The sequence below is a fragment of the Azospirillum sp. 11R-A genome (genome assembly GCF_049472615.1).
Taxonomy (GTDB): Bacteria; Pseudomonadota; Alphaproteobacteria; order Azospirillales; family Azospirillaceae; genus Azospirillum; species Azospirillum palustre.
The window spans coordinates 95342-116178 of the sequence record NZ_JBCEBL010000019.1 but is presented as its reverse complement, the minus strand read 5'-3'; the positions used below and the strand labels follow the sequence as shown (position 1 = coordinate 116178).

At 68.2% G+C, this 20837-nt stretch carries 21 protein-coding genes and 1 pseudogene; 11 read left to right on the top strand and 11 right to left on the bottom strand.

Going from position 1 to position 20837, the window contains the following annotated elements; genetic code table 11:
• The first annotated feature begins 96 nt into the window (after nt 1-96).
• On the top strand, nt 97-999 hold the full coding sequence (locus VH569_RS23310; RefSeq protein WP_423318322.1) for an SDR family oxidoreductase: 903 nt from the start codon (nt 97-99) through the stop codon (nt 997-999).
• A gap of 72 nt (nt 1000-1071) precedes the next feature.
• On the opposite strand, the gene VH569_RS23305 is transcribed toward VH569_RS23310, so the two are convergent.
• Complete coding sequence (locus VH569_RS23305) at nt 1072-1785, bottom strand: hypothetical protein (protein WP_423318320.1); 714 nt, start codon at nt 1783-1785, stop codon at nt 1072-1074.
• 275 nt (nt 1786-2060) lie between these two features.
• Between VH569_RS23305 and VH569_RS23300 the strand changes: the two genes are divergently transcribed.
• Nucleotides 2061-2723: a hypothetical protein gene (locus tag VH569_RS23300; RefSeq protein ID WP_423318318.1), complete on the top strand. Its 663-nt coding sequence runs from the start codon at nt 2061-2063 to the stop codon at nt 2721-2723.
• A gap of 35 nt (nt 2724-2758) precedes the next feature.
• On the opposite strand, the gene VH569_RS23295 is transcribed toward VH569_RS23300, so the two are convergent.
• Both VH569_RS23295 and VH569_RS23290 read right to left on the bottom strand, forming a co-directional pair.
• Entirely contained in the window at nt 2759-2911 is a 153-nt protein-coding gene (locus tag VH569_RS23295; RefSeq protein WP_161958042.1) for a hypothetical protein, read from the bottom strand.
• 173 nt (nt 2912-3084) lie between these two features.
• Entirely contained in the window at nt 3085-3225 is a 141-nt protein-coding gene (locus VH569_RS23290; protein ID WP_423318316.1) for a hypothetical protein, read from the bottom strand.
• A gap of 545 nt (nt 3226-3770) precedes the next feature.
• On the opposite strand from VH569_RS23290, the gene ubiT reads away from it, so the two are divergent.
• From ubiT to ubiV, 3 genes are read left to right on the top strand one after another with little or no spacing between them, the layout of a single operon-like run.
• Nucleotides 3771-4490, top strand: a complete 720-nt coding sequence (gene ubiT / locus VH569_RS23285) for a ubiquinone anaerobic biosynthesis accessory factor UbiT (protein ID WP_423318314.1) — start codon at nt 3771-3773, stop codon at nt 4488-4490.
• Nucleotides 4491-4496: 6 nt separating this feature from the next.
• Nucleotides 4497-5483, top strand: a complete 987-nt coding sequence (gene ubiU, locus VH569_RS23280) for a ubiquinone anaerobic biosynthesis protein UbiU (RefSeq protein WP_423318312.1) — start codon at nt 4497-4499, stop codon at nt 5481-5483.
• Nucleotides 5484-5511: 28 nt separating this feature from the next.
• Nucleotides 5512-6423 carry a ubiquinone anaerobic biosynthesis protein UbiV gene (gene ubiV / locus VH569_RS23275; protein WP_423318311.1) on the top strand — a complete coding sequence of 304 codons (912 nt, stop codon included), beginning with the start codon at nt 5512-5514 and terminating at the stop codon, nt 6421-6423.
• On the opposite strand, the pseudogene tatA reads toward ubiV, so the two are convergent.
• The 8 genes and pseudogenes from tatA to VH569_RS23235 all read right to left on the bottom strand — a co-directional run bounded on the left by tatA (nt 6377) and on the right by VH569_RS23235 (nt 15754).
• Nucleotides 6377-6641 (bottom strand): annotated as a pseudogene (tatA, locus tag VH569_RS23270) (twin-arginine translocase TatA/TatE family subunit). The gene ubiV and the pseudogene tatA overlap by 47 nt on opposite strands.
• Nucleotides 6642-6658: 17 nt before the next feature.
• A complete protein-coding gene (locus VH569_RS23265) occupies nt 6659-7669 on the bottom strand; it encodes an FAD:protein FMN transferase (protein ID WP_423318309.1) in 1011 nt (336 codons plus the stop codon).
• Nucleotides 7669-8211, bottom strand: coding sequence for a nitrous oxide reductase accessory protein NosL (locus VH569_RS23260; RefSeq protein ID WP_423318307.1), 543 nt, complete (start codon nt 8209-8211; stop codon nt 7669-7671). The genes VH569_RS23265 and VH569_RS23260 overlap by 1 nt, the downstream gene beginning before the upstream one ends.
• Entirely contained in the window at nt 8211-9035 is an 825-nt protein-coding gene (locus VH569_RS23255; protein ID WP_423318305.1) for an ABC transporter permease, read from the bottom strand. The genes VH569_RS23260 and VH569_RS23255 overlap by 1 nt, the downstream gene beginning before the upstream one ends.
• Nucleotides 9032-9958 carry an ABC transporter ATP-binding protein gene (locus VH569_RS23250; protein WP_423318304.1) on the bottom strand — a complete coding sequence of 309 codons (927 nt, stop codon included), beginning with the start codon at nt 9956-9958 and terminating at the stop codon, nt 9032-9034. The genes VH569_RS23255 and VH569_RS23250 overlap by 4 nt, the downstream gene beginning before the upstream one ends.
• Nucleotides 9955-11331 (bottom strand): nitrous oxide reductase family maturation protein NosD, encoded by a 1377-nt coding sequence (locus VH569_RS23245; RefSeq protein ID WP_423318302.1) that lies wholly within the window; start codon nt 11329-11331, stop codon nt 9955-9957. The genes VH569_RS23250 and VH569_RS23245 overlap by 4 nt, the downstream gene beginning before the upstream one ends.
• A 98-nt stretch (nt 11332-11429) precedes the next feature.
• Nucleotides 11430-13379 (bottom strand): TAT-dependent nitrous-oxide reductase, encoded by a 1950-nt coding sequence (nosZ, locus tag VH569_RS23240; RefSeq protein WP_423318300.1) that lies wholly within the window; start codon nt 13377-13379, stop codon nt 11430-11432.
• An 86-nt stretch (nt 13380-13465) separates the two neighbouring features.
• Nucleotides 13466-15754 (bottom strand): 4Fe-4S binding protein, encoded by a 2289-nt coding sequence (locus tag VH569_RS23235; protein ID WP_423318299.1) that lies wholly within the window; start codon nt 15752-15754, stop codon nt 13466-13468.
• Nucleotides 15755-16025: 271 nt separating this feature from the next.
• Here VH569_RS23235 and napE point away from each other — a divergent pair, with 271 nt between their 5' ends.
• Genes napE through VH569_RS23205 form a run of 6 tightly spaced genes read left to right on the top strand, consistent with a single transcriptional unit; the run spans nt 16026 to nt 20822 of the window.
• Nucleotides 16026-16253, top strand: a complete 228-nt coding sequence (napE, locus tag VH569_RS23230) for a periplasmic nitrate reductase, NapE protein (protein WP_423318298.1) — start codon at nt 16026-16028, stop codon at nt 16251-16253.
• A gap of 13 nt (nt 16254-16266) precedes the next feature.
• Nucleotides 16267-16812, top strand: a complete 546-nt coding sequence (gene napF / locus VH569_RS23225) for a ferredoxin-type protein NapF (protein ID WP_423318296.1) — start codon at nt 16267-16269, stop codon at nt 16810-16812.
• Complete coding sequence (locus VH569_RS23220) at nt 16799-17101, top strand: chaperone NapD (protein WP_423318294.1); 303 nt, start codon at nt 16799-16801, stop codon at nt 17099-17101. Before napF ends, VH569_RS23220 begins: the two co-directional genes overlap by 14 nt.
• A 59-nt stretch (nt 17102-17160) precedes the next feature.
• Entirely contained in the window at nt 17161-19653 is a 2493-nt protein-coding gene (napA, locus tag VH569_RS23215; protein ID WP_423318292.1) for a periplasmic nitrate reductase subunit alpha, read from the top strand.
• Nucleotides 19654-19668: 15 nt separating this feature from the next.
• Complete coding sequence (locus tag VH569_RS23210; RefSeq protein ID WP_423318290.1) at nt 19669-20154, top strand: nitrate reductase cytochrome c-type subunit; 486 nt, start codon at nt 19669-19671, stop codon at nt 20152-20154.
• On the top strand, nt 20151-20822 hold the full coding sequence (locus tag VH569_RS23205) for a cytochrome c3 family protein (RefSeq protein ID WP_423318288.1): 672 nt from the start codon (nt 20151-20153) through the stop codon (nt 20820-20822). The genes VH569_RS23210 and VH569_RS23205 overlap by 4 nt, the downstream gene beginning before the upstream one ends.
• Nucleotides 20823-20837 lie beyond the last annotated feature (15 nt).

Here is a 20837-nt window from a genome sequence, read left to right as displayed (position 1 = left end):
GATGAGCAGGGTTGCGGCAACCATTTCCGTCCCCGTCCGGTTCTGTGTGCGAGGCATCGCCGCATCGCACACAGCACGCCGGATCAGGAGACAGGCATGGACCGCAAGGACGACACCGTCACGCCGCAGGACCCCCGCACGAAATATCCGCGCCCGCCCTTCAACGGCCAGTCGCAGCCCTGGCCGGGGCTGGCCCGCGACATGGATCCGCCGCCCGACCATGGCGAGACCAGCTACAAGGGTTCCGGCCGGCTGGCCGGGCGCAGGGCGCTGATCACCGGCGGCGATTCCGGCATGGGCCGGGCCGCCGCCATCGCCTATGCCCGCGAGGGCGCCGACGTCGCCATCAATTATTTCCCGACCGAGGAGCCCGACGCCCAGGACGTCGTCGCCCTGATCGAGGAGGCCGGCCGCAAGGCGGTGGCGATCCCCGGCGACCTGCGCGACGAGGAGTTCTGCAAAAAGCTGGTGGCCGATGCCGTCGCCGGCCTGGGCGGGCTCGACATCGTCGTCTGCAACGCGGCGCGCCAGCAGGCTTTCCCGTCGATCCTCGATGTGAGCAGCGAGGAGTTCGACGCGACGATGAAGACCAACATCTACGCCCCCTTCTGGATCATCAAGGCCGCCCTGCCCCACCTGAAGCCGGGCTCGGTCATCATCGGCACCACGTCGGAACAGGCCTACGACCCGACGCCGGACCTCTACGCCTATGCCCAGACCAAGGCGGCGACGATGAACTACGTCAAGTCGCTGGCCAAGCAGCTGGCCGACAAGGGCATCCGCGTCAACGGCGTGGCCCCCGGCCCGATCTGGACCCCCTTGCAGGTCAGCGGCGGCGCCAGCCAGGAGAAGCTGAAGCAGTTCGGCAGCCAGACCCCCTTCGGCCGCCCCGGCCAGCCGGCCGAGCTTGCCAGCATCTATGTCCAGCTCGCCGCGGAGGATGCCAGCTTCACCACCGGCCATGTCTACGGTGCGGCGGGCGGCAGCGGCCAGCCGTAAGGGAGGGCGCTTCAGGGGGGATGGAACGGTGTGGAACGTTTTCCAGCGGATGTTCCATCGCCCGGCCACCCTCTACCGCCGGCCGAAGGCACCGGCGGCGCGGCGGCCGACCGGGCCGGGGTTGAGGTTGGGATATTCCTCATACTGGTTGAGCGTGTAGGGGAAGACGCCCTTCGGCCCGGCGGCCTCCGGCTGGGCCAGCACGGCGGCAACCATCGCCGGGCTGGGCGGATGGCGCTCGCGCAGGGCGCCGGGGATGTCGTCGTCGTCCAGTTCGGGGATTATGACGGCGGGCGGGTCTTCCGGGCGGGGTGCCCGCGGCCTGTCTTCGGGCCTCGCCGCCGGTCCCTCCCCCACCTCCCGGCTGTCCCGTGAGGCGGTGCGGGCGGTCCCGGGACCGGGGATGAGGCCGAGCCGCTCGGCCAGCCAGCGCACGGTGGCGGGGTCGCCGGACGTGACCAGCCGCTCGATCTGCTCGGCCACCAGCACCCGCAGCGAGGACAGGCGCAGCTCGGCCTCGCGGTTCAGCGCCTGCCGTTCCCACCAAACCCTGTGACGAAAATCCTTGGAGCCGTAGTAGGCCCGCCAGAGCGTCGTCCGGCTGCACCCCATGGCGCGCGAGACCTGAAGGAAGCTGTTGCCGCGCGCCAGCATGCCGGCGGCCATGATCCACTGCTCCTCATGGAACTGCGAACCGGGGACCAGCACGCCGTCCGACGGGGTCGGCGGCTCTTCGGCCCAGCGGGGGAAATTGTCGTCGGTGAAGCTGCGGGGATCGAGAGGCATGGCGTGGCTCCGCGACTGAAGGGACATTCGCGGAAAGATTATAGGAAATTATTCTTGTGAGGATGTTATTTTCGCAAAGACGGGTTGGAGATGGTTCGCAGACCCGTCCCGGATGAAATGCCGAGACCGACCGCGCCGGCAAACGCATTGGTTGTTTTCGATAACTTTGACGCGAGTATTAAATTCATAAAGCAAGTGTGATTAGAATTGCCCTCGTCAATCGACGCGACGCCGCCTGGGCGCTCACCCGTCAGTCACGAGAATGAGGGTCTCCGATGGCCAGAGTACAGATTCCATCCGTTCCAATATATTTCATGGCCCCGAAATGGGGCAGGGAGCTGGCGGGCGGCGGTGGCGGCACATCCGTGCATGTGATCATGGGGCCCGGCGCCATTGCGTCTTCCAACTACGGCAGCAAGCCGCAGAGAAACGCCCCGCGCTGCATCACCGCTTTGAGAAGAGACCATCCGAAGGTCAAGTGGATCGCCGGCCATCTGTTGAACGACAACATGGGTGGACCGGGGGTGAGCGAAAACCTGACGCCCCTTACCGCAACGACGAACAAGCGGCACAGTGCGGTAGAGTTGAAGGTGAAAGAGCTTCTGATTATTTCCAACCAGTTCTTCAATATCGACAAATCCGAGGTCGAGAAGGCCATTTCGCGGGCCGTCACGGAGAAGGATAAACGGGTGGAACTGGCGAAGCTGTATGTGCATGCGATAGAGATGAAGGTGATCGTCAGCAATACAAAAATGACGATGCCCGTCCTGGACAAAAAGACGGGAAGAACCAAGGATGTGGATGTCAAAGCCCCTCATGCCATCCAGGTCCGCGCGAAGGCCATCAGGTACGATTGTACCGAGGCCGGAAACTGGGTCAGGAGCAAGAGCAGTCCCGATATAACCAAGGCCGTCAACAGGGTGATCAGAAACGAATAGGGACAGCGTCCCGTCGTCTTCGGCGCCTGCCCCTTTCACCCCATCATGTCCTCGCCGGACCGCCGGCGGGCGGATGCGGCGGCCCTTGCCCCGGCGGCTTTCGGCGGCGGAGCGATGCAGAGGTCGAAGCCGGCCAGCAGGCCGAGGCTCAGGATCGACGTGGCGGCGCTGATGCAGAGGATGGTCATGGGATCGCTCCGTCCGAAAGGGCTGACATCTCGGTGCCGTTCAATCGACCGGGGACGGTCGGCGGCGATGGGGCGATCCTGGACGCATCCGGCTTCCGCTGCTGTGAGGGGGGCCACAGCCCGGCCTGTTTCGAAGCGCGGAGCGAGCGGCGCCCGGCAGCTTCGGTGGGCGCTTACGGCCTGCCGGCTTCGCTGTCCTTCTTTGCCCGTTCCTCCTTCGCCTTGTCGTGATGCCACTTGATGGCGAAGAACATTCCCGTGCCCAACACGATGATCTTGAACGGGAAAAAGACCAAAGGGAACCAGTCGTACATTTTGAACGTCTCCAGGATACGACGCCGTCATTCGTCAGGGGAAACCGACGGCAGTCGGGTCGGGCGCGGGTCCTTGTCTGCGGGCGGAAGACAGACGGCTGTTCGGATGACATCACATGGTCCCCCAGGAGGAAATCCAAGCAATTCATCCATACAATATGTCACTGTATGCTCCGCTGAGGCCTACAATGTCAACATACATGCATGCAATGCACCCTTGAGATTCATACGGCCATGGACGACATGGCGGATGCCTCGGCCGGAAAACCGGCCGCTTGGCGCGATCCCCCAGGCGCGATCCCCCAGGCGCGATCCCGGCGCGCGATCCCCCGGCAGGCCCCGGCGGTCCTTCGGGTCGCTGCGCTGAAACACCGCATCGGCCGGGAGGATCGCCGGCTGTACGACCTTGGGCGGCCGCTGCGGGCCGGCGAGCGCGGCCTGACGCCAAGGGCTTTTTCAAGCTTGAACTTGACCGAGGTCAATGACGTCAGGCGGTTACCGGCTTTCATGGGCGGCGGAATGACCGATGAGGAGGGAAGCCGCCCATGCGCGATCCCGATGCCGCACAGACTGTTTCCGTTTCCAATTCCCCCGCCGGCGAGCGTGCCCGCCGGTTCGAGACCGGATTGAGCCGGGCCGGGCTGGGGCTGGTGCCCAGGCTGGGGCGGCGGGCCAGCGATGCGCTGCTCGCCCGGCTGCTGCGGCTGCTGGCCGACCGTCATCCGCGCGCCTTCGAGGCCCTGCGCGAGATGCCGGACGCCCGCGTGCTGATCGAGCCGGTGGACGCGCCGGTCGCCCTGCTGATGCGCGTCGGGCCGGATCTGTCGCTGCATGCCCTGCCGCGCGGCGCCGACGGTGTGGGCGAGGCGGGGGCCGACGCGGTGGTGCGCGGGCCTTATGACAAGCTGCTCGACCTGCTGGAGGGGCGGATCGACGGCGATGCGCTGTTCTTCCGGCGCGAGTTGAGCATTTCCGGCGACACCGCGCTGATCCTGGCGCTGCGCAACACGCTGGACGGCGAGGACGAGATGGATCTGGTGGCCGATGCCGCCTCCATCGCCGGGCCGCTGGCCCGCGCCCTGCCGGTGCTGCGGCGCAATGCCGGGCCGGTGCTGGACCGGATCGACGCGGCGCGCCGGCTGCTGCCGCCGCCGCTGCGCCGCGGGATCGAGCGGCTGGAGGCACGGCTCGGCGGGACGGCGGGGACGCTGCCCGGCACTCCGCCCGGCACTCTGCCCAGGACCTTGCCGGGAACGGGGGCGTAGGGGACCATGGACAATTTCGAGCTGATCTGCCCGGCGGGGACGCCGGCCGCCTTGCGGGCCGCCGTCGATGCCGGGGCCGATGCCGTCTATCTCGGCTTCCGCGACGAGACCAACGCCCGCAATTTTCCGGGCCTGAACTTCACCCGGCAGGATGTGGCCGACGCGGTGGATTACGCCCATGCGCGCCGCGTCGAGGTCTATGTCGCCATCAACACCTATCCGCAGGCGGGCAATCTCGGCCCCTGGCAGAAGGCGGTGGACGATGCGGCGCGGCTGAGGGTCGATGCCGTCATCATGGCCGATCCGGGGCTGCTGGCCTATGCCGCGAAGCGCCATCCCGACCTGCGCCTGCATCTGTCGGTCCAGGCGTCGGCCGCCAATGTCGAGGCGATCCGGCTGTACCGCGAGGCCTTCGGCGTGCGCCGGGTCGTGCTGCCGCGCGTGCTGACGGTGCCGGAAATCGCCAGGCTGAACGCCGAGATCGACATCGAGACCGAGGTGTTCGTCTTCGGCGGCCTCTGCCCGATGGCGGAGGGGCGCTGTTCGCTGTCCTCCTACGCCACCGGCCTGTCGCCCAACAAGCAGGGCGTCTGTTCGCCGGCCAACCATGTCCGCTACGAGCAGCGGGGCGGGTCGCTCGCCTCGACGCTGGGCGGCTTCACCATCAATGTGTTCGGCGAGGGCGAGCAGGCCGGCTATCCGACGCTGTGCAAGGGCCGCTTTGTCGCCGGGGACGGGCCGGCCTACCTGTTCGAGGAGCCGACCAGCCTGAATGCCATGGATTTGCTGCCGGAGTTGAAGGCGGCCGGCGTGCGGGCGCTGAAGATCGAGGGGCGGCAGCGCGGCAAGGCCTATATCGCCGCGGTGGTCCGCGCCTATCGCGAGGCGCTGGAAACATTCGCCGCCGGACGGCCGGTGCCGCACATCGATTTGCAGGCGATGGTCGAGGGCGGGACCCAGACCACCGGAGCCTATACGCGCGCCTGGCGATAAGCCTTTGGGCGCCGAGGAGATTCAGGAAATGACTGCGTCACTCACTTTGGGGCCGGTGCTGTTCAACTGGCCGGTCGACCGCTGGCGCGACTTCTACGCCCGCATCGCCGACGAGGCGCCGGTGGACACGGTGATCGTCGGCGAGATCGTCTGCTTCAAGCGGGCGCCCTTCTTCGCCGAGGCGATGGGCGAGGTGATCGAGCGGCTGAGCGCCGCCGGCAAGACGGTGTGGCTCGCCAGCCCGATCCTGGTCGGCAGCGAGCGCGAGCGGTCGGCGATGCGCGATCTGGTGGGATCGGATGCCGGGTTGCCAGATGGTGGTTTGGTCGAGGCGAACGACATGGGGGCGCTGGCCCTGCTGGCCGGGCGGCCCCATGCGGTCGGGCCGACGATCAACGTCTACAACGAGGCGACGCTGGGCTGGATGGCCGGGCGCGGGGCGGTGGCGGTGTCGCTGCCGGCGGAATTGCCGGCGGCCACCGTCGCCGTGCTGGCGAAGGCCGGGCGGGAGCTGGGGATCGAGACCGAGGTGCAGGTCTGGGGGCGGGCGCCGCTCGCCATCTCGGCCCGCTGCTATCACGCGCGCGCCCACGGGCTGCACAAGGACGGCTGCCAGTTCGTCTGCGGCAACGACCCGGACGGCATGCCGGTGACGACGATGGACGGCCAGCCCTTCCTGACCGTCAACGGCACGCAGACGATGTCGCACGGCTGCCTGTGCCTGGCGGCGGAGATGCCGGCGCTGGTGGCGATGGGGGTGGACCGCTTCCGCCTGTCGCCGCAGGCGATGGACATGGTGCGGGTCGCCGAGGCCTTCCGGGCGGTGCTGGACGGGCGGCGCGACGGGGCGGAGGTCGCCGCCGAACTGGGCGGGCTGATCGACGCGCCGCTGGTCAACGGCTTCTACCACGACACCGCGGGGGCTCTGCGGGTGGCGTGAGGCCGCCGGAGGGGATGCGGCGGGGGTATCCGCCGCATCCCCTCCGCTCATCACGCGATCGGCTTGCGCTCCTCGTCGTCCCCGTCCTTCAGGCCGGCCTTGAAGCTCCTGATGCCCTTGGCGAAGTCGCCCATGACGGACGGCAGCTTGCCGGCGCCGAACAGCAGCAGGACGACCAGCAGGACGATGGCCCAATGGAACAGGCTGAAGCTTCCCATGACGATGATCCGATCCTTCAGGCCGGCAGCCGCAGGATGCGGCCGTCGGGGTGGGTGAAGCGGGCGGTGACGCCGGGATATGCGGCCAGGATGGCCGGAACGCGCTCCGCCGGCACCACCGACAGGGCGGTCGACAGGGCGTCGGCCGTCGTGGCGTCCGGCGCCTGCACGGTGACCGCCAGCCATCGGGCGGCGCAGGCCCCGCTCGCCGGGTCGAACAGGTGGGTGAAGCGTCCGGCGGCGTCGAACTGCGTGCCGTAGCCGCCCGAGGTCGCCATCGCGCCGTCGGTGAGTTCGACGGTCTCCGTGCTGCGGTCCGCATCCTTGGGATCGGCGAGGCCGACGGTCCAGGGACGGCCCGAGGGGTGATGGCCGAGCGCCCGCAGTTCGCCCATGTCGACGAGGACGTTGCCGATGCCTTCGGTTTTCAGGCGCTCGGTCACGCGGTCGGTGACGTAGCCCTGGGCGATGCCGTTCAGCGTCACCGCCATGCCCCCGGCGGCGAAGGCGATGCGGTCGGGCTCCACCCGCAGGGCGCGGACATCGACCAGCGCGCGGGCGGCGCGGATTGCACTCTCCGGCGGGCCGGCGGGGTCGGCGTTCGCGCGTTCGAAATGGCCGGCATAGAGCTGCCACAAGGGCTGCACCGTGGGATCGAAGGCGCCGCCGGTGGCCCGGCCGAAGGCGGCGGCCTCCGACAGCAGGCGGACGAGGTCGGCGGGCGGATCGTCCAGCCGGCCGTCGCGATTCAGGCGGCGCAGCGCGGAGTCGGGGCGGTAGAGGCTGAAGACCCGTTCCAGCCGCTCCACCTCCTCCAGGCTGAGCGCGATCAGGCGGTCCGCTTCCGCGGGATCGGGGTGGGCGATGGACAGGCTGGCGTCGGCGCCGAGCGCGACGCCGCGCCAGACCCGGACGGGAACCCCTTCCGCCCGCAGCAGGCGGTGCGGCAGGAGCGACAGGCCGGCGGCGACGGCGCCGATGGCGAGGAAGCGGCGTCTGGCCAGGGGGCGGGTGAGAGCGGTTTCCATCAGTGCTCTCCCTCGGCCATGGTGGCGGCGGGCGGGGTGAGGATCTGGTCCTCATGCACGTCGGCGAAGCGCAGGACCGTGCCGCCGTTGGCGGCGGCGAAACGCTCGGCGGCGGCCTTGTCGGAGAAGGGATAGGGTTCCGCCTCGCCCATGCCGCCGCGCAACTTGCTGCCCAGCACGTACCACGCCTTGCGCGCCTCCACCCAGGCCGTCATGTCGGGGGCGGCGGGATCCTTGGCCTTGGCCACGTCGGTGACGTAGATGGCGCCGATCTCCTTCGGCTCTTCCGGCAGCATGGTGAAGGCGAAGGTGTCGCGGACGGAGGACAGCCAGATCGGCCGCTCCTGCCCCTTCACCAGGATCTGGCCCTTGGGGCCGGAATGGTCGGCGAGGTTCATGCCGCAGTAGTGGCCGATGGCGTCGGCGGTCAGGATGGCGGGCGGCGGCGGGGCGACCTCCGCCTTTTCCTGCTTGCAGGCCGCGAGCGGCAGCAGCAGGGCGGTGGCGAGAAGTGCGGTTCGCAGGATGGGGAGGGTGCGCATCAGATCTGCTTCCTCGAAAAGAGGGCGGCGGCCAGCGCCAGCGGGGCGGCGATCCAGCCGGCCATCACCGCCAGCAGCAGCGGGACCGAGAGCTGGACATGGGCGGCGAGGCCGGCGGTGCCGGCGAAGGCGCTGACGCCCTTGAAGCCGGTCAGGTTGAACAGGCGGTAGGCGTCGGCCGGGTTGGCGAGCAGCAGCCAGTTCAGCGTCTCCACCCCCAGGCCGCTGCCGCTGGCGAGGATGCCGAGCAGGGCCATGTCGTAGAGCAGGACGAAGCAGAGCCACACCGCCACCGCGATGCCGGCCGCCGTGCCGCGGTCGCGGACGATGGTGGAGGCGAGATAGCCGAGCGCGGTGAAGGCGGCGCCCAGCATCACGCTGGACCCGATCATCGCGGCAAAGGCGCGCCAGCTGTCGGTGCCGATGGCGGTGCCGCCCATGGCGAGCGCCACCCCGGCGGCGCCGTAGCCGACCACCGTCGCCAGCGCGATCACCGCGGCATGGCCGAGGAACTTGCCGAGCAGGAGCTGCCAGCGCGCCACCGGATAGGACAGCAGCAGCGTCATGGTGCCGCGGTCGATCTCCCCCACCACCGCGTCGAAGGACAGCAGCAATGCTATCAGCGGCAGCAGGAAGATGGTCAGGCTCGACAGGCTGACGATGGTGACCTCGACCGGGCCGACGCCGACCGTGCCGGTGGGAACGGAGCCGAGGAAGCTGAGCGTCAGGGCCAGCGCCGCCATCAGCAGGGTAGTGGCGACGACCCAGCGGTTGCGCGTCGCCTCGCGCAGTTCCTTGCCGGCGATGATCAGGAGCGTGTTCATTCGGCGGCCTCCCGGCGCAGGAAATGGGCGTACATCTCGTCCAGGCTGGGCTGGACGATCTCGATGTCATCGACGGCAAGCCCGTTGCAAGAGATGCGGCGGACCAGAGCGACCTTGTCGTCGTTGGCGCAGGCCAGCTCCACCACGCCGCCGGCCAGCCGGGTCAGGGCGGCGCCCTCCCCCACTCTGGCTGCCAGTGTGTCGATCTCGCCGGTCGGCAGGGTCAGGCGGATGCGGACCGGCAGCTGGGCGAGGCTGCGCAGGGTGGCGAGCGAGCCGTCGGCGACCTTGCGGCCGCGGTTCATCACCACGACGCGGTCGGCCTGCCCCTCCAGCTCGGTCAGGGCGTGGCTGCACAGCAGGATGGTGGTGCCGCGGTCGCGCAACTCGGCGACGATGGCGTAGAAGCTCTGGCGCAGCGCCGGGTCGAGGCCGGTGGTCGGCTCGTCGAGGAACAGCAGCTTCGGGCCGCCGAGCAGGGCCTGGGCCAGGGCCAGGCGCTGGCGCATGCCCTTGGAGTATGTCGAGACGCGGCGCCTGATGGCGGCCGGTTCAAGGCCGACCTTTTCGAACAGCGCGTCGTTGTCGCGGCAGGGCGCGCCCTTCAGCCGGGCGTAGAAGTCCAGCGTCTCCCGCCCGGTCATGCTGGGGTGGAAGGCGACATTCTCCGGCAGGAAGCCGATCCGGCGGCGGATGGGGGAGCAGGCGGCGCTGGCCGGGTCGCCGCCCAGCACGCGGATGCGGCCCTCCGTCGGGGTGGTCAGGCCGAGCATCAGCTTGATCAGCGAGCTCTTGCCGGCACCGTTGTGGCCGACCATCGCCACGCATTCGCCGGGCGCCAGCGTCAGGTCCACGCCGCGCACCGCCTCGGTCTCGCCGTAGCGCTTGGTGACGCCCTGCACCTCCGCGGTGAAGTCGGTCATGGCTGTTTCCTTTCGGCATTCAGGCTTTGGGCGGATTGGACGAGTGTGGGCATTGGGGGCGGCGTCATCAGGGGCGCGCTGTCGATCACGCCGCCGGGGTGCAGGGCCGGGAACTGCTTCTGCGCCCAGCGGATCACCTGGACGCCGGGGCTGTTCATCAGCAGCTTGGCCGCCGGATATTCCCACATCACCCGGTCGACCACGTCGTTGGGGCGATAGGGCTCGTCGGAGATGCCGTCGCCGTTCAGGTCGAAGGCGGCATTGTCCGACCAGTAGTTGCCGCGCCCATTCTCCGACCAGTCGAGATAGCGGGTGCCGACATACTTCACCTGGGTGCGGTTGCCGATGAAGGCGTTGCCGGTCAGGCTGTTGCGTTCCGACCCGGCGGTGAAGTGGACGCCGATCTCGCAGCCGTCGAAGCGGTTGCCGGTGAAGCGGTTCTTGTTGGCGTTGTAGATGAAGACGCATTTCCAGGTGCCGCTGCGCAGCCGGTCGCTCATCGCCTCGCTGTCGCGCGGGATGTCGCTGTCGGGCAGCGCCTCGCCGCTGTCGGACAGCGCGCCGGCGAAGCGGCCTTCGATCACGTTGCCCTCGATGCGCGAGCTGTTGGCGTTGTTCAGCATCAGCCCGTGTTCGCGGTCCGCCCTGGAGCGGTTGTTGCGGATCAGCAGGTTGTTGGAGAACATCACCGCATAGCCGACATTGTTGGCGACGGAGACGTTGTCGGTCAGTTCGGAATCGTTGGTGTACATGTAGTGGACGGCGAACCGGACATGCTCGAACCGGTTGCCGGAGAAGACGTTCTTGCGGGACGAGGTGGTGAACAGCCCGTCGCGCCCCTCGCGCACGCTGTTGTCGAGCACGCGGGTGCCCGGCGCGTTCCACAGCTGGATGCCGTTGCCGCGTTCCGACACCCGCAGGTCGGTGCGGCCGACGATGTCGTTGCGGCGGACCAGGCTGTCGGCGGCGCCCCAGATATAGACGCCGATCAGATTGTCGCGCAGGCGGTTGTCCTCGACCACCGCGCCGCGGGCCTCCTTGCCGAGGAAGACGCCGGCATTCTGGTCGATCAGGCTGAGGCCGGAATTGCGGATCTCCAGGTGCCGCAGCGTGACGTTGGGGGCGAGGATGGTGAGCGTGCTGCCGCTGCCCTGCCCGTCGATGATTGCCCCCGGCTCTCCGGTCAGGGTGACCGGGGTGCGGACGGTCAGCGGGCCGGGATGGACGCCGGCGGACAGCACCAGCGTGTCTCCGGGCGCCGCGGACGCCAGCGCCGCCTCCAGGCCGCCGGGGGCGACCGTCGCCGTGGCGGCGAGCGCCGCGGCCGGCAGGGCCAGGGCGGCGGCGAGGAGTGTCGCGGTGCGGAGGAACATGGCGGGGCCTTTGGGAAATTCACGCTTTGCATCCCCCTCACCCCGACCCTCTCCCCGGGGGGGAGAGGGGGATTTACGCAGGGGGAGAGAGCGGTCGATCAGGTCGAGGACGGCTCGACGATCATGCGGCCGGCCATCTCCATGTGCAGGGCGTGGCAGAACCACTGGCAGTAGTACCAGTAGACGCCAGCCCGGTCGGCGGTGAAGGTCACCGAGGATGTCGCCTGCGGGCCGACCTCCATGCAGACGCCGTAGTTGGTGATGCTGAAGCCGTGGGTCAGGTCGTCGATGTCGTCCATGTTGGTGACATAGACGGTGACCTCGTCGCCCTGCTTGACCGTGAAGTCCTCCAGCCCGAAGGCCGGGGCGCGCTGCCACATGTAGACGCGGACCTTCTTGCCGTCGCGGATGACCTTGGCGTCATCCTCCAGCACCACGCCGTCCTTCTTGGCCTGCTGGCGCGCCTCTTCCCACAGCGGGTCGTTGCGGTCGTAGACCGAGCGCGGGTTCACCTTGGAGCGGTGGACGATCAGCGTGTCGTGCGGCTCGGCGAAGGTGGGGCCGTCATGCACCAGCTTCATCTCGTCGCCGGAGATGTCGATCAGCTGGTCGTTCTCCGGCTTCAGCGGGCCGACGTTGAGGAAGCGGTCCTTGGAGAACTTGTTCAGCGACACCAGCCACTTGCCGTCGGCCTCCTTGGTCTCGCCCATCGAGGTGTGGTTGTGGCCGGGCTGGTACTGGACGTCCAGCTTCTGGACGATCGGATCGACCTTCTCGCCCTTGAAGGCGCGACGGGCCTTGTCGATGTTCCACTTCACCACCTGGCTGTCGAGGAACAGGGTGGTGTAGGCGTTGCCGCGGCCGTCATAGGCGGTGTGGAGAGGCCCGAGGCCGAGCTGCGGCTCGGCGACGACGACGTCGCGCGGCTTGATCTTGTCGTCGAACAAATCGTCGAGCAGGCGCACGTCGAAGACGGTGACGGTCGGCGACAGCTTGCCGTTGACGGTGACATGGATGCCGTCGGGAGCCGCATTGATGCCGTGCGGGTTGGCCGGCACCGGGATGTAGCGGGTGTAGGGGCTGCCGTGGCGGCCGTCGACCACCGGCACGCCGTTCACCGCCTGGATCTTGCCGGCCTTCACCGCCTCGTCGATGCGCTTCAGGTTGAAGACGACGACCCAGTCCTGCTCGCCGCTGGTCATCTCAGCCGCGGTGACGCCCTCTTCGGAATCGTAGCAGGTGGAGAAGGCGTATTTGCCCTGATAGTCGGCGTCGGTGTTGTCGAGGTTGCCGTCGACCCAGACCTGCCACGCGATCTTCATCGTGTCGCCGTCGATGGCGGTGAAGTGCGACTTGTAGGCCTTGGTCGCGGTCAGGTCGCGGCCGTCGTTCGGGGTCGGCACGCGCTGTTCGCCGTTGGCGAAGACGTAGCCGGTGCGAGGGTAGCGCTGCGGGCGCAGACCGTGGATGGCGGCGGCGTTGGGGATCTCGATGATGGTGTCGGTCTTCATGATGTCGCAGCGGATGCGCGCGACACGGGTGTTGGCCTTGTCGTTGATGAAGATGTAACGGCCGTCATAGGTGCCGTCGGTGAAGGACATGTGCGGGTGGTGGGCGTCGCCGTTCAGATAGATGCCGCCGCGCGTCTCCAGAAACTTCTTGGTTTCCGGCAGCATATGCTCGGTCAGGATCTTCCGGCTCTCGTTGGTCATGCCCCAGCCGGTGGCGGAGCAGCGGTTGAAGACCGGAATCCGCATCAGCTCGCGCATCGACGGCAGGCCGAGGATGCGGACTTCGCCGGAATGCCCGCCGGAATGGAAGGCGTAATATTCGTCGAGGTCGCCCGGCTTCACTTCGGCGTTGAGGTGGCCGGCCTGGGCGTTCGCCGCCAGGGCCTCGCCGGCGCCGAACAGGGCGCTGCCCGCGATGCCGCCGGCGGTCGCTCCGCCCACGGCACCGCCGAGGCCGGCAAGGGCCGCCGCCTTCGCCGTTCCGCCCAGTAGCGCGCGGCGGTTGACGCCTGCGCTGTTGTTGGTCTCGCTCGACATGGTCTGCTCCTTCGCTGCCCCCGCCTTGCGGGGTGTCATGGGGCCCGTTGCGACCGGGTCCCGTTATCGGGGTGAGGGTGTGTGGGTCAGGATCCGTGCGGCCGGATCGTCAGCCGGCCGGTGGCCGGGTCGGCGGTCGCCACCGTGCTGCGGGCGGCGGCCTCTTTTTCGGCGGCCAGCTTGGCCTCGGCGGCCTGCCACTTCTCGCGCTTCTGCCGCTTCTGGATCATGACCGGGCATTTGTGGTCGTGGTGGTAGAGCATCTGGCAGTGCAGGCACTGGATGCATTCGTTGGGGTTGATCGAGCCGTCGGGGTGGATGGCCTGCACCGGGCATTCGTTGCCGCAGCGCTGGCACGGGCTGCCGCATTCCTTGTAGCGGCGCAGCCAGTCGAACATCCGCAGCCGGCCGGGGATCGCCAGCGCCGCGCCCAGCGGGCAGAGATAGCGGCAGAAGAAGCGTTCGATCACCAGCCCGGCCGCCAGCAGCGCCACGGCGAAGGCGACGAACCACCAGTCGCGGATGAAATGCAGGATGATGGCGGTCTTGAACGGTTCGATCTCCGCCGCCTTCTCCGCCGTGCCCAGCGATTGCAGCGACACGCCGAACAGCAGCAGGAAGACGATGTACTTGATCGGCCACAGGCGCTGGTGCAGGGCGAAGGGGACGGTGATCTGGCGGATGCCGATCCTTTTGGCCGCCTTCGACGCCAGCTCCTGGAGCGCGCCGAACGGGCAGAGCCAGCCGCAGAAGGCGCCGCGGCCCCAGAACAGCAGCGACGCCGCCACCGAGAACCACAGGATGAACACCAGCGGGTCCATCATGAAATAGTCCCAGCGGAAGTCGGTGCGCAGCGCGTTGGCGAAGGTCAGGATATTGACCACCGACAGCTGGGCCGTGGCGTACCAGCCGAGCCAGACCAGGGTGAAGACCAGATAGGCGGTGCGCACGTGCTCGTACAGCTTCGGGCGTTTGGTCAGCTGGTCCTGGAAGAAGAAGATGCCGGTCAGCAGCAGGATGGCGGAGGCCAGCACGGTGATGTCGAGCTGCCGGTTCTGCCAGATGCGCTGCCACAGCGGGACTTCGGCGGCCTCCTCCGCGGCCTCGGCACCGGCGGCCTGGATGGCGGCGCTGTGGCTGGCGGATTGGTCGGGAGATGCGGCGACTGTGGGGGCCGGCTGCTCGGTCTTCAGGTATTTGTCGGGCGGCTGGTAGCCGAGGTCGAAGGTGACGAACACCTTGTCGAGCGCGGCGATGGCGCGCTGGACCAGAAGCTGGAGGCGCCAGGGGTCGGCCGGGTTGAACTCGGTGCCTTCCGGCAGGACGAACAGGCCGATTTCCGGGAAATCGGGGGCACCGGCGGCGGCGACGCTGCCCAGGCGCTTGTGCATCTTGTCGCGGAAGCGGATCGAGCCCTCATGCTGGATCATCTCGACCCGGTCGAAGATGCCGCCGCGGACATAGCCCGAGCCCTTGAAGGAATAGCGCCCCTGCCCGGCCACCCACACCGCCTGCTGGCCGGGCTTCAGCCGCTTGGTCAGAGTCTCGTACTCGGCATCGCCCAGCAGCGAGCGGCCGATGGACGGGATCGACACCAGGGCGGCATAGAGGTCGATGAAGGTCTCGTCGGGGCTGCCGGCCTCGGCGCGGGCGATGGCCTCGGCCCGGCCGGTCTTCTCGAAGGCGGCGTTCACCTCCCCCACCGTCAGGGTCAGGCGACGGACCGAACCGTCGCCGATCAGGGTCGTCCAGTCCTCCACCGCCGTCTTCGACAGGTCGACCGACTTGACGATGGTCGGCGCGCTGTCCGGCCCGGCCTTCCCCAGGCTCTGCATCACCTTTTTGCCGGAGCGGATGATCGAATCGCCGATCACCATCACCGTCACCGTGGCGCCCGACACGATGTCGACCGGCGGGCTGGCGGCGCTCTGGGTGGCGAGCGTCAGAACGTTCTTGCCGACATAGCCGTTGATGAAGCCATTGATGCGGGCTGGCGGGATGCCGATCAGCACGATGGGCTCGTGATGATCCATCAGCCGGGCGCCGGTCACCGTGCCGTCCGCCGTCAGCCCGACGACCACGTCGATGGGGCGGCCGGAATAGCCGGTGGTGTTGACGAAGTCGGAGGTCAGATAGGCGTGGCCCACCACCGCATCGCCCTTGTAGACGGGGACGGTGGGGGTGTTCGGGGTGGGCTGGCCGAAGCGGTCGGCGCCGGGGACGAGGTCGGAGGGCTGCAGCTTCGCCAGATAGGGCAGCAGCCGGCCGCTGTCGGCGGCCTCAGCCGTGGCGATGTCTGGGCCGATCCCGGTCAGCAGCAGCAGGAGGGCGACGAGCGCCGATCCCACCCAACGTTGTACGCGCCTGAACCTCACGACGGCCACCCTCCGGCTTTTGCCCTTTGGCATTGGTGTCTCGGAGGGCATGAAAGCGCTTGGCGGCAGGGGAGTTCTTGACCGTGGTCAAGAATTCGGCGAATCGCTGTGCGAATTGCGCCAGATCAACAACTTTTGGGGGAAGGCATGCAGTGTCCCGGCGCCATTCCTCCGATGGCATAACTCCTCAGGCGCGGGTGTTTCTGCGCAACAATCCCGGCAATTCGTGGTTGGACCTGTCAGCCTGAGATCACGCAGAAGGCCGCATTCCATGAGCGCAGCCCGACAATCCAGTGCAGTCCGCAGTTTCGATGCCTCCAGCCCCGCCGGCCCGCGCCCGCCAATGGATCGCGGAACCCGTCGGCGCGAACTCGCCATGTTCCTGCTGCTGGCGGTGTTCATCTGGCCGGTTCTGTCGGTCGCGGTGGTCGGCGGCTATGGCTTCGTCGTCTGGATGTCGCAGCTGATCCTGGGCCCGCCCGGTCCGCCGCCGGTCTGAGGAGAGCTGTCCGATGGCCGAGGATGGCTTAAGCAGGGAGGCCGTAAACCGGGACAGGCGGAGCCTTCTGCGCGGGCGGCCGGCGGCCGGGCCGCCGCCCATCCATCCCCCCTGGTCCCGCCCCGACTATTTCACCGCGCTCTGCACCCGCTGCGGCGCCTGTGCCGGGGCCTGTCCCGAGGCGATCCTGCGGGCGGGCGACGGCGGCTATCCCGAGGTCGATTTCGCCCGCGGCGAGTGCAGCTTCTGCGGCGCCTGCGCCGAGGCCTGCACCGAACCCATCTTCGACCGGACGATGACGCCCTGGGTTTTGCGCCCCGCCATCGCGCCCTCCTGCCTTGCGGTGCAGCGGGTGGTGTGCCGGAGCTGCCAGGATGCCTGCCCGGAAGGGGCGATCCGCTTCCAGCCGGCGCCGGGCGGGGCCGCCCATGCCCGGATCGACGAAGCGGCCTGCACCGGCTGCGGCGCCTGCGTCGCCGCCTGCCCGTCCGGGGCCGTCACCCTCACCCACCAGAGCACCCCTCAAAAGATTGGGAGCCCCGCCCATGCCGCACGCTGACATAACCGGAGATGACATCACCGGAGCGGGGACGGCGGGCGAACGGCATCTCGCCTCGCTGCTGCTGCATGTGTGGCCGGAGCGGCAGGCGGCGGTGCGCGCCGTCATCGCGACCATGCCCGGCACCGAGCTTCACATCGAGCAGCCCGGCAAGATGGTGGTCACCGTCGAAGGGCCGCATGAGGGCTGGATCGCCGACCGGATGACCGCGCTGCATTTGCTGGAGGGCGTGTTCTCCGCCGTCATGGTCTTTCATCACATCGACCGGGCGAGGGCCGTCGAGACCTGACACCGCCCTGCCCCGCCCCGCCAGCCGACTCCGGACATCAGAAGAAGAGGGGGACGCCCATGTTGGACCGTCGCGACTTCATCAAGGCACAGGCGGTGGCCGCCGCCGCCGCTGCCGGGGGCCTCAGCCTGCCGGCCGCAGCACAAAGCTCCCTGGTGGCGGGGGAGGACGCCACGCTGAAATGGTCGAAGGCGCCCTGCCGCTTCTGCGGCACCGGCTGCGGCGTGATGGTCGCCACCAAGGACAACCGCGTCGTCGCCACCCATGGCGACATGCAGGCCGAGGTGAACCGCGGGCTGAACTGCGTGAAGGGCTATTTCCTGTCCAAGATCCTCTATGGGCAGGACCGGCTGACCCAGCCGCTGCTGCGCATGCGCGACGGGCAGTACCACAAGGAGGGCGAGTTCCAGCCGGTGTCCTGGGACCGCGCCTTCGACGAGATGGCGCGCCAGTGGAAGCGGGTCATCAAGGAGAAGGGGCCGGACGCCGTCGGCATGTTCGGCTCCGGCCAATGGACGATCTGGGAGGGCTATGCGGCCTCCAAGCTGATGCGCGGCGGCTTCCGCACCAACAACCTCGATCCGAATGCCCGCCACTGCATGGCGTCGGCCGCCGTCGCCTTCATCCGCACCTTCGGCATGGACGAGCCGATGGGCTGCTACGACGATTTCGAGAATGCCGACGCCTTCGTGCTGTGGGGCTCCAACATGGCGGAGATGCACCCCATCCTGTGGACCCGCATCACCGACCGCCGGCTGGCCCACAACCATGTGAAGGTGGCGGTGCTGTCGACCTTCGAGCACCGCAGCTTCGAGCTGGCCGACATCCCGATGATCTTCACGCCGGGCACCGATCTGGCGATCCTGAATTACATCGCCAACCACATCATCCAGACCAACCGGGTGAACCGGGAGTTCGTCGAGAAGCACTGCAACTTCCGGCTCGGCCAGACCGACATCGGCTATGGGCTGCGGCCGGAAAGCGTGCTGGAGGTGCGGGCGGCCAACGCCAAGGACCCGACCGATTCCAAGCCCATCGACTTCGACGCCTTCGCCAAATTCGTCAGCACCTACACGCTGGACTACACGGCGGAGCTGACCGGCGTGCCGAAGGAACGGCTGACCGCCCTGGCGGAGCTGTATGCCGACCCGAAGGTGAAGGTGATGTCGCTGTGGACCATGGGGTTCAACCAGCATGTCCGCGGCGTCTGGGCCAACCACATGGTCTACAACATCCATTTGCTGACCGGAAAAATCTCCGAGCCGGGGAATGGCCCCTTCTCGCTGACCGGGCAGCCGTCGGCCTGCGGCACGGCGCGCGAGGTCGGCACCTTCGCCCACCGGCTGCCCGCTGACATGCAGGTGACCAACCCGACCCACCGCGCCCACACCGAGGCGGCGTGGAAGCTGCCCAAGGATCTGCTGCCGGCCAAGATCGGCTATCACGCCGTCCAGCAGGACCGCATGCTGAAGGACGGCAAGCTCAACGCCTACTGGATCATGGTGAACAACAACCTCCAGGCGGCGCCCAACAGCGGCAACGAGACCTATCCCGGTTACCGCAACCCCGACAATTTCATCGTGGTGTCGGACGCCTACCCCACCGTCACCGCGTCGGCCGCCGACCTGATCCTGCCGGCGGCGATGTGGGTGGAGAAGGAGGGCGCCTACGGCAATGCCGAACGCCGCACCCATTTCTGGCACCAGCTGGTCACCGCGCCGGGGGAGGCGCGGTCGGATCTGTGGCAGCTGATGGAGTTCTCTAAGCGCTTCACCGTCGACGAGGTGTGGCCGGCCGCGGTGCTGGACGCCAACCCGTCCTACCGCGGCAAGACGCTGTTCGACGTGCTGTATCGCAACGGGACGGTGGACCGCTTCCCGGTGTCGGAGATCGACCCCGACTATGCCAACGACGAATCCCGCGCTTTCGGCTTCTACGTCCAGAAGGGGCTGTTCGAGGAATATGCTGATTTCGGCCGTGGGCACGGCCACGATCTGGCGCCCTTCGACCGCTATCATCAGGTGCGCGGCCTGCGCTGGCCGGTGGTGGACGGCAAGGAGACGCGCTGGCGCTACCGCGAGGGTCACGACCCGTTCGTGAAGGCGGGAGAGCAGGTGCGCTTCTACGGCAACCCCGACGGCAAGGCGAATGTCTTCGCCTTCCCCTACGAGCCGCCGGCCGAGGTGCCCGACCGGGAGTTCGACCTGTGGCTGGTGACGGGGCGCGTGCTGGAACACTGGCACAGCGGGTCGATGACCATGCGGGTGCCGGAGCTGTACAAGGCGATGCCGATGGCGCTGGTCTTCATGCACCCCGACGACGCCAAGGCGCGGGGCCTGCGCCGCGGATCGGAGGTGAAGGTGGTCTCCCGCCGCGGCGAGATGATCACGCGGGTCGAGACGCGCGGGCGCAACAAGCCGCCGCGCGGGGTGGTGTTCGTGCCCTGGTTCGACTCCGCCCGTCTGATCAACAAATGCACGCTGGACGCCACCGACCCGATCAGCAAGCAGACCGACTTCAAGAAATGCGCCGCCAAGATCGTGGCCGTGTGAGGGAGGAGTTGAGCCATGCGTCCCCATCACCTTGCCGCGCTGGCGGCCCTGCCCTTCCTCGTGCCGGCGGTGCTCTCGGCACAGAATACGGAACCGCGCCGTCTGGACTCGCCCTTCCGCCCGCCGGTGAATTTCGTCGAGCAGAACCCTGCCCCGCCGATCCCGCCGGACGTCACCGATGACCGCCGCGTCGCCCGCAACTATCCCGAACAGCCGCCGGTCATCCCGCACAATGTCCGCGACTATCAGATCACGCTGAACAACAACCAGTGCCTGACCTGCCACAGCCGCCGCTTCACCGAGGCGGTGCAGGCGCCGATGGTCAGCATCACCCATTACGTCGACCGCGAGGGCCAGACGCTGGGCGCGGTGTCGCCGCGGCGGTATTTCTGCATGCAGTGCCATGTGCCGCAGACCACGGCGCAGCCCATCGTTCCCAACAGCTTCAAGGATCTGGACACCCTGGTCAGCCGGCCGTCCGACCGGGGGGACCGTCCATGAAGCCGCGCATCCCGGTGTCGCTGAAGACGGCGTGGCGGACCTTCTCCAGCCCCAGCCGGACCTTCAGCCTGGGCTTCCTGACGCTGGGCGGCTTCATCGCCGGCGTGGTGTTCTGGGGCGGCTTCAACACCGCGCTGGAGGCGACCAACCGGGAGGCCTTCTGCATCGGCTGCCACGAGATGCAGGCCAACCCCTATGAGGAGCTGAAGCAGACCATCCACTTCACCAACCGGTCCGGCGTGCGGGCGACCTGTCCCGACTGCCATGTGCCGCACCAGTGGACCGACAAGATCGCCCGCAAGATGCAGGCGTCGAAGGAGGTGTGGGGCAAGATCTTCGGCACCATCGACACCCGCGACAAGTTCGTCGCGAAACGCCGCGAACTGGCCGAGCATGAATGGGCGCGGCTGAAGGCCAACAACTCGCTGGAATGCCGCAACTGCCACAGCGCGGACTCGATGGACATCACCAAGCAGGGGTCGCGGGCGGCGCGCATCCACGAACAGTATCTGTTCACCGGGGAGCGCACCTGCATCGACTGCCACAAGGGCATCGCCCACCGCCTGCCCGATATGCATGGCGTCCCACCGGGCTGGAGCGAGGTGTCCGACACCCCGCGGACGCCCATCGGGCATTGGCTGGCGGATGGGAGAGGGGAGGGGCGGTGAGATTCCCTCTCCCGT

What these genes read in the sequence shown, in the direction of transcription:
- nosZ (WP_423318300.1), bottom strand. Translation starts at nt 13,379, where the DNA reads ATGTCGAGCGAGACCAACAACAGCGCAGGCGTCAACCGCCGCGCGCTA.
- VH569_RS23260 (WP_423318307.1), bottom strand. Translation starts at nt 8,211, where the DNA reads ATGCGCACCCTCCCCATCCTGCGAACCGCACTTCTCGCCACCGCCCTG.
- VH569_RS23250 (WP_423318304.1), bottom strand. Translation starts at nt 9,958, where the DNA reads ATGACCGACTTCACCGCGGAGGTGCAGGGCGTCACCAAGCGCTACGGC.
- VH569_RS23210 (WP_423318290.1), top strand. Translation starts at nt 19,669, where the DNA reads ATGCGTCCCCATCACCTTGCCGCGCTGGCGGCCCTGCCCTTCCTCGTG.
- napA (WP_423318292.1), top strand. Translation starts at nt 17,161, where the DNA reads ATGTTGGACCGTCGCGACTTCATCAAGGCACAGGCGGTGGCCGCCGCC.
- VH569_RS23290 (WP_423318316.1), bottom strand. Translation starts at nt 3,225, where the DNA reads ATGTACGACTGGTTCCCTTTGGTCTTTTTCCCGTTCAAGATCATCGTG.
- VH569_RS23245 (WP_423318302.1), bottom strand. Translation starts at nt 11,331, where the DNA reads ATGTTCCTCCGCACCGCGACACTCCTCGCCGCCGCCCTGGCCCTGCCG.
- VH569_RS23255 (WP_423318305.1), bottom strand. Translation starts at nt 9,035, where the DNA reads ATGAACACGCTCCTGATCATCGCCGGCAAGGAACTGCGCGAGGCGACG.
- ubiV (WP_423318311.1), top strand. Translation starts at nt 5,512, where the DNA reads ATGACTGCGTCACTCACTTTGGGGCCGGTGCTGTTCAACTGGCCGGTC.
- ubiU (WP_423318312.1), top strand. Translation starts at nt 4,497, where the DNA reads ATGGACAATTTCGAGCTGATCTGCCCGGCGGGGACGCCGGCCGCCTTG.
- VH569_RS23310 (WP_423318322.1), top strand. Translation starts at nt 97, where the DNA reads ATGGACCGCAAGGACGACACCGTCACGCCGCAGGACCCCCGCACGAAA.
- VH569_RS23220 (WP_423318294.1), top strand. Translation starts at nt 16,799, where the DNA reads ATGCCGCACGCTGACATAACCGGAGATGACATCACCGGAGCGGGGACG.
- VH569_RS23295 (WP_161958042.1), bottom strand. Translation starts at nt 2,911, where the DNA reads ATGACCATCCTCTGCATCAGCGCCGCCACGTCGATCCTGAGCCTCGGC.
- VH569_RS23205 (WP_423318288.1), top strand. Translation starts at nt 20,151, where the DNA reads ATGAAGCCGCGCATCCCGGTGTCGCTGAAGACGGCGTGGCGGACCTTC.
- VH569_RS23265 (WP_423318309.1), bottom strand. Translation starts at nt 7,669, where the DNA reads ATGGAAACCGCTCTCACCCGCCCCCTGGCCAGACGCCGCTTCCTCGCC.
- ubiT (WP_423318314.1), top strand. Translation starts at nt 3,771, where the DNA reads ATGCGCGATCCCGATGCCGCACAGACTGTTTCCGTTTCCAATTCCCCC.
- VH569_RS23300 (WP_423318318.1), top strand. Translation starts at nt 2,061, where the DNA reads ATGGCCAGAGTACAGATTCCATCCGTTCCAATATATTTCATGGCCCCG.
- VH569_RS23305 (WP_423318320.1), bottom strand. Translation starts at nt 1,785, where the DNA reads ATGCCTCTCGATCCCCGCAGCTTCACCGACGACAATTTCCCCCGCTGG.
- napF (WP_423318296.1), top strand. Translation starts at nt 16,267, where the DNA reads ATGGCCGAGGATGGCTTAAGCAGGGAGGCCGTAAACCGGGACAGGCGG.
- napE (WP_423318298.1), top strand. Translation starts at nt 16,026, where the DNA reads ATGAGCGCAGCCCGACAATCCAGTGCAGTCCGCAGTTTCGATGCCTCC.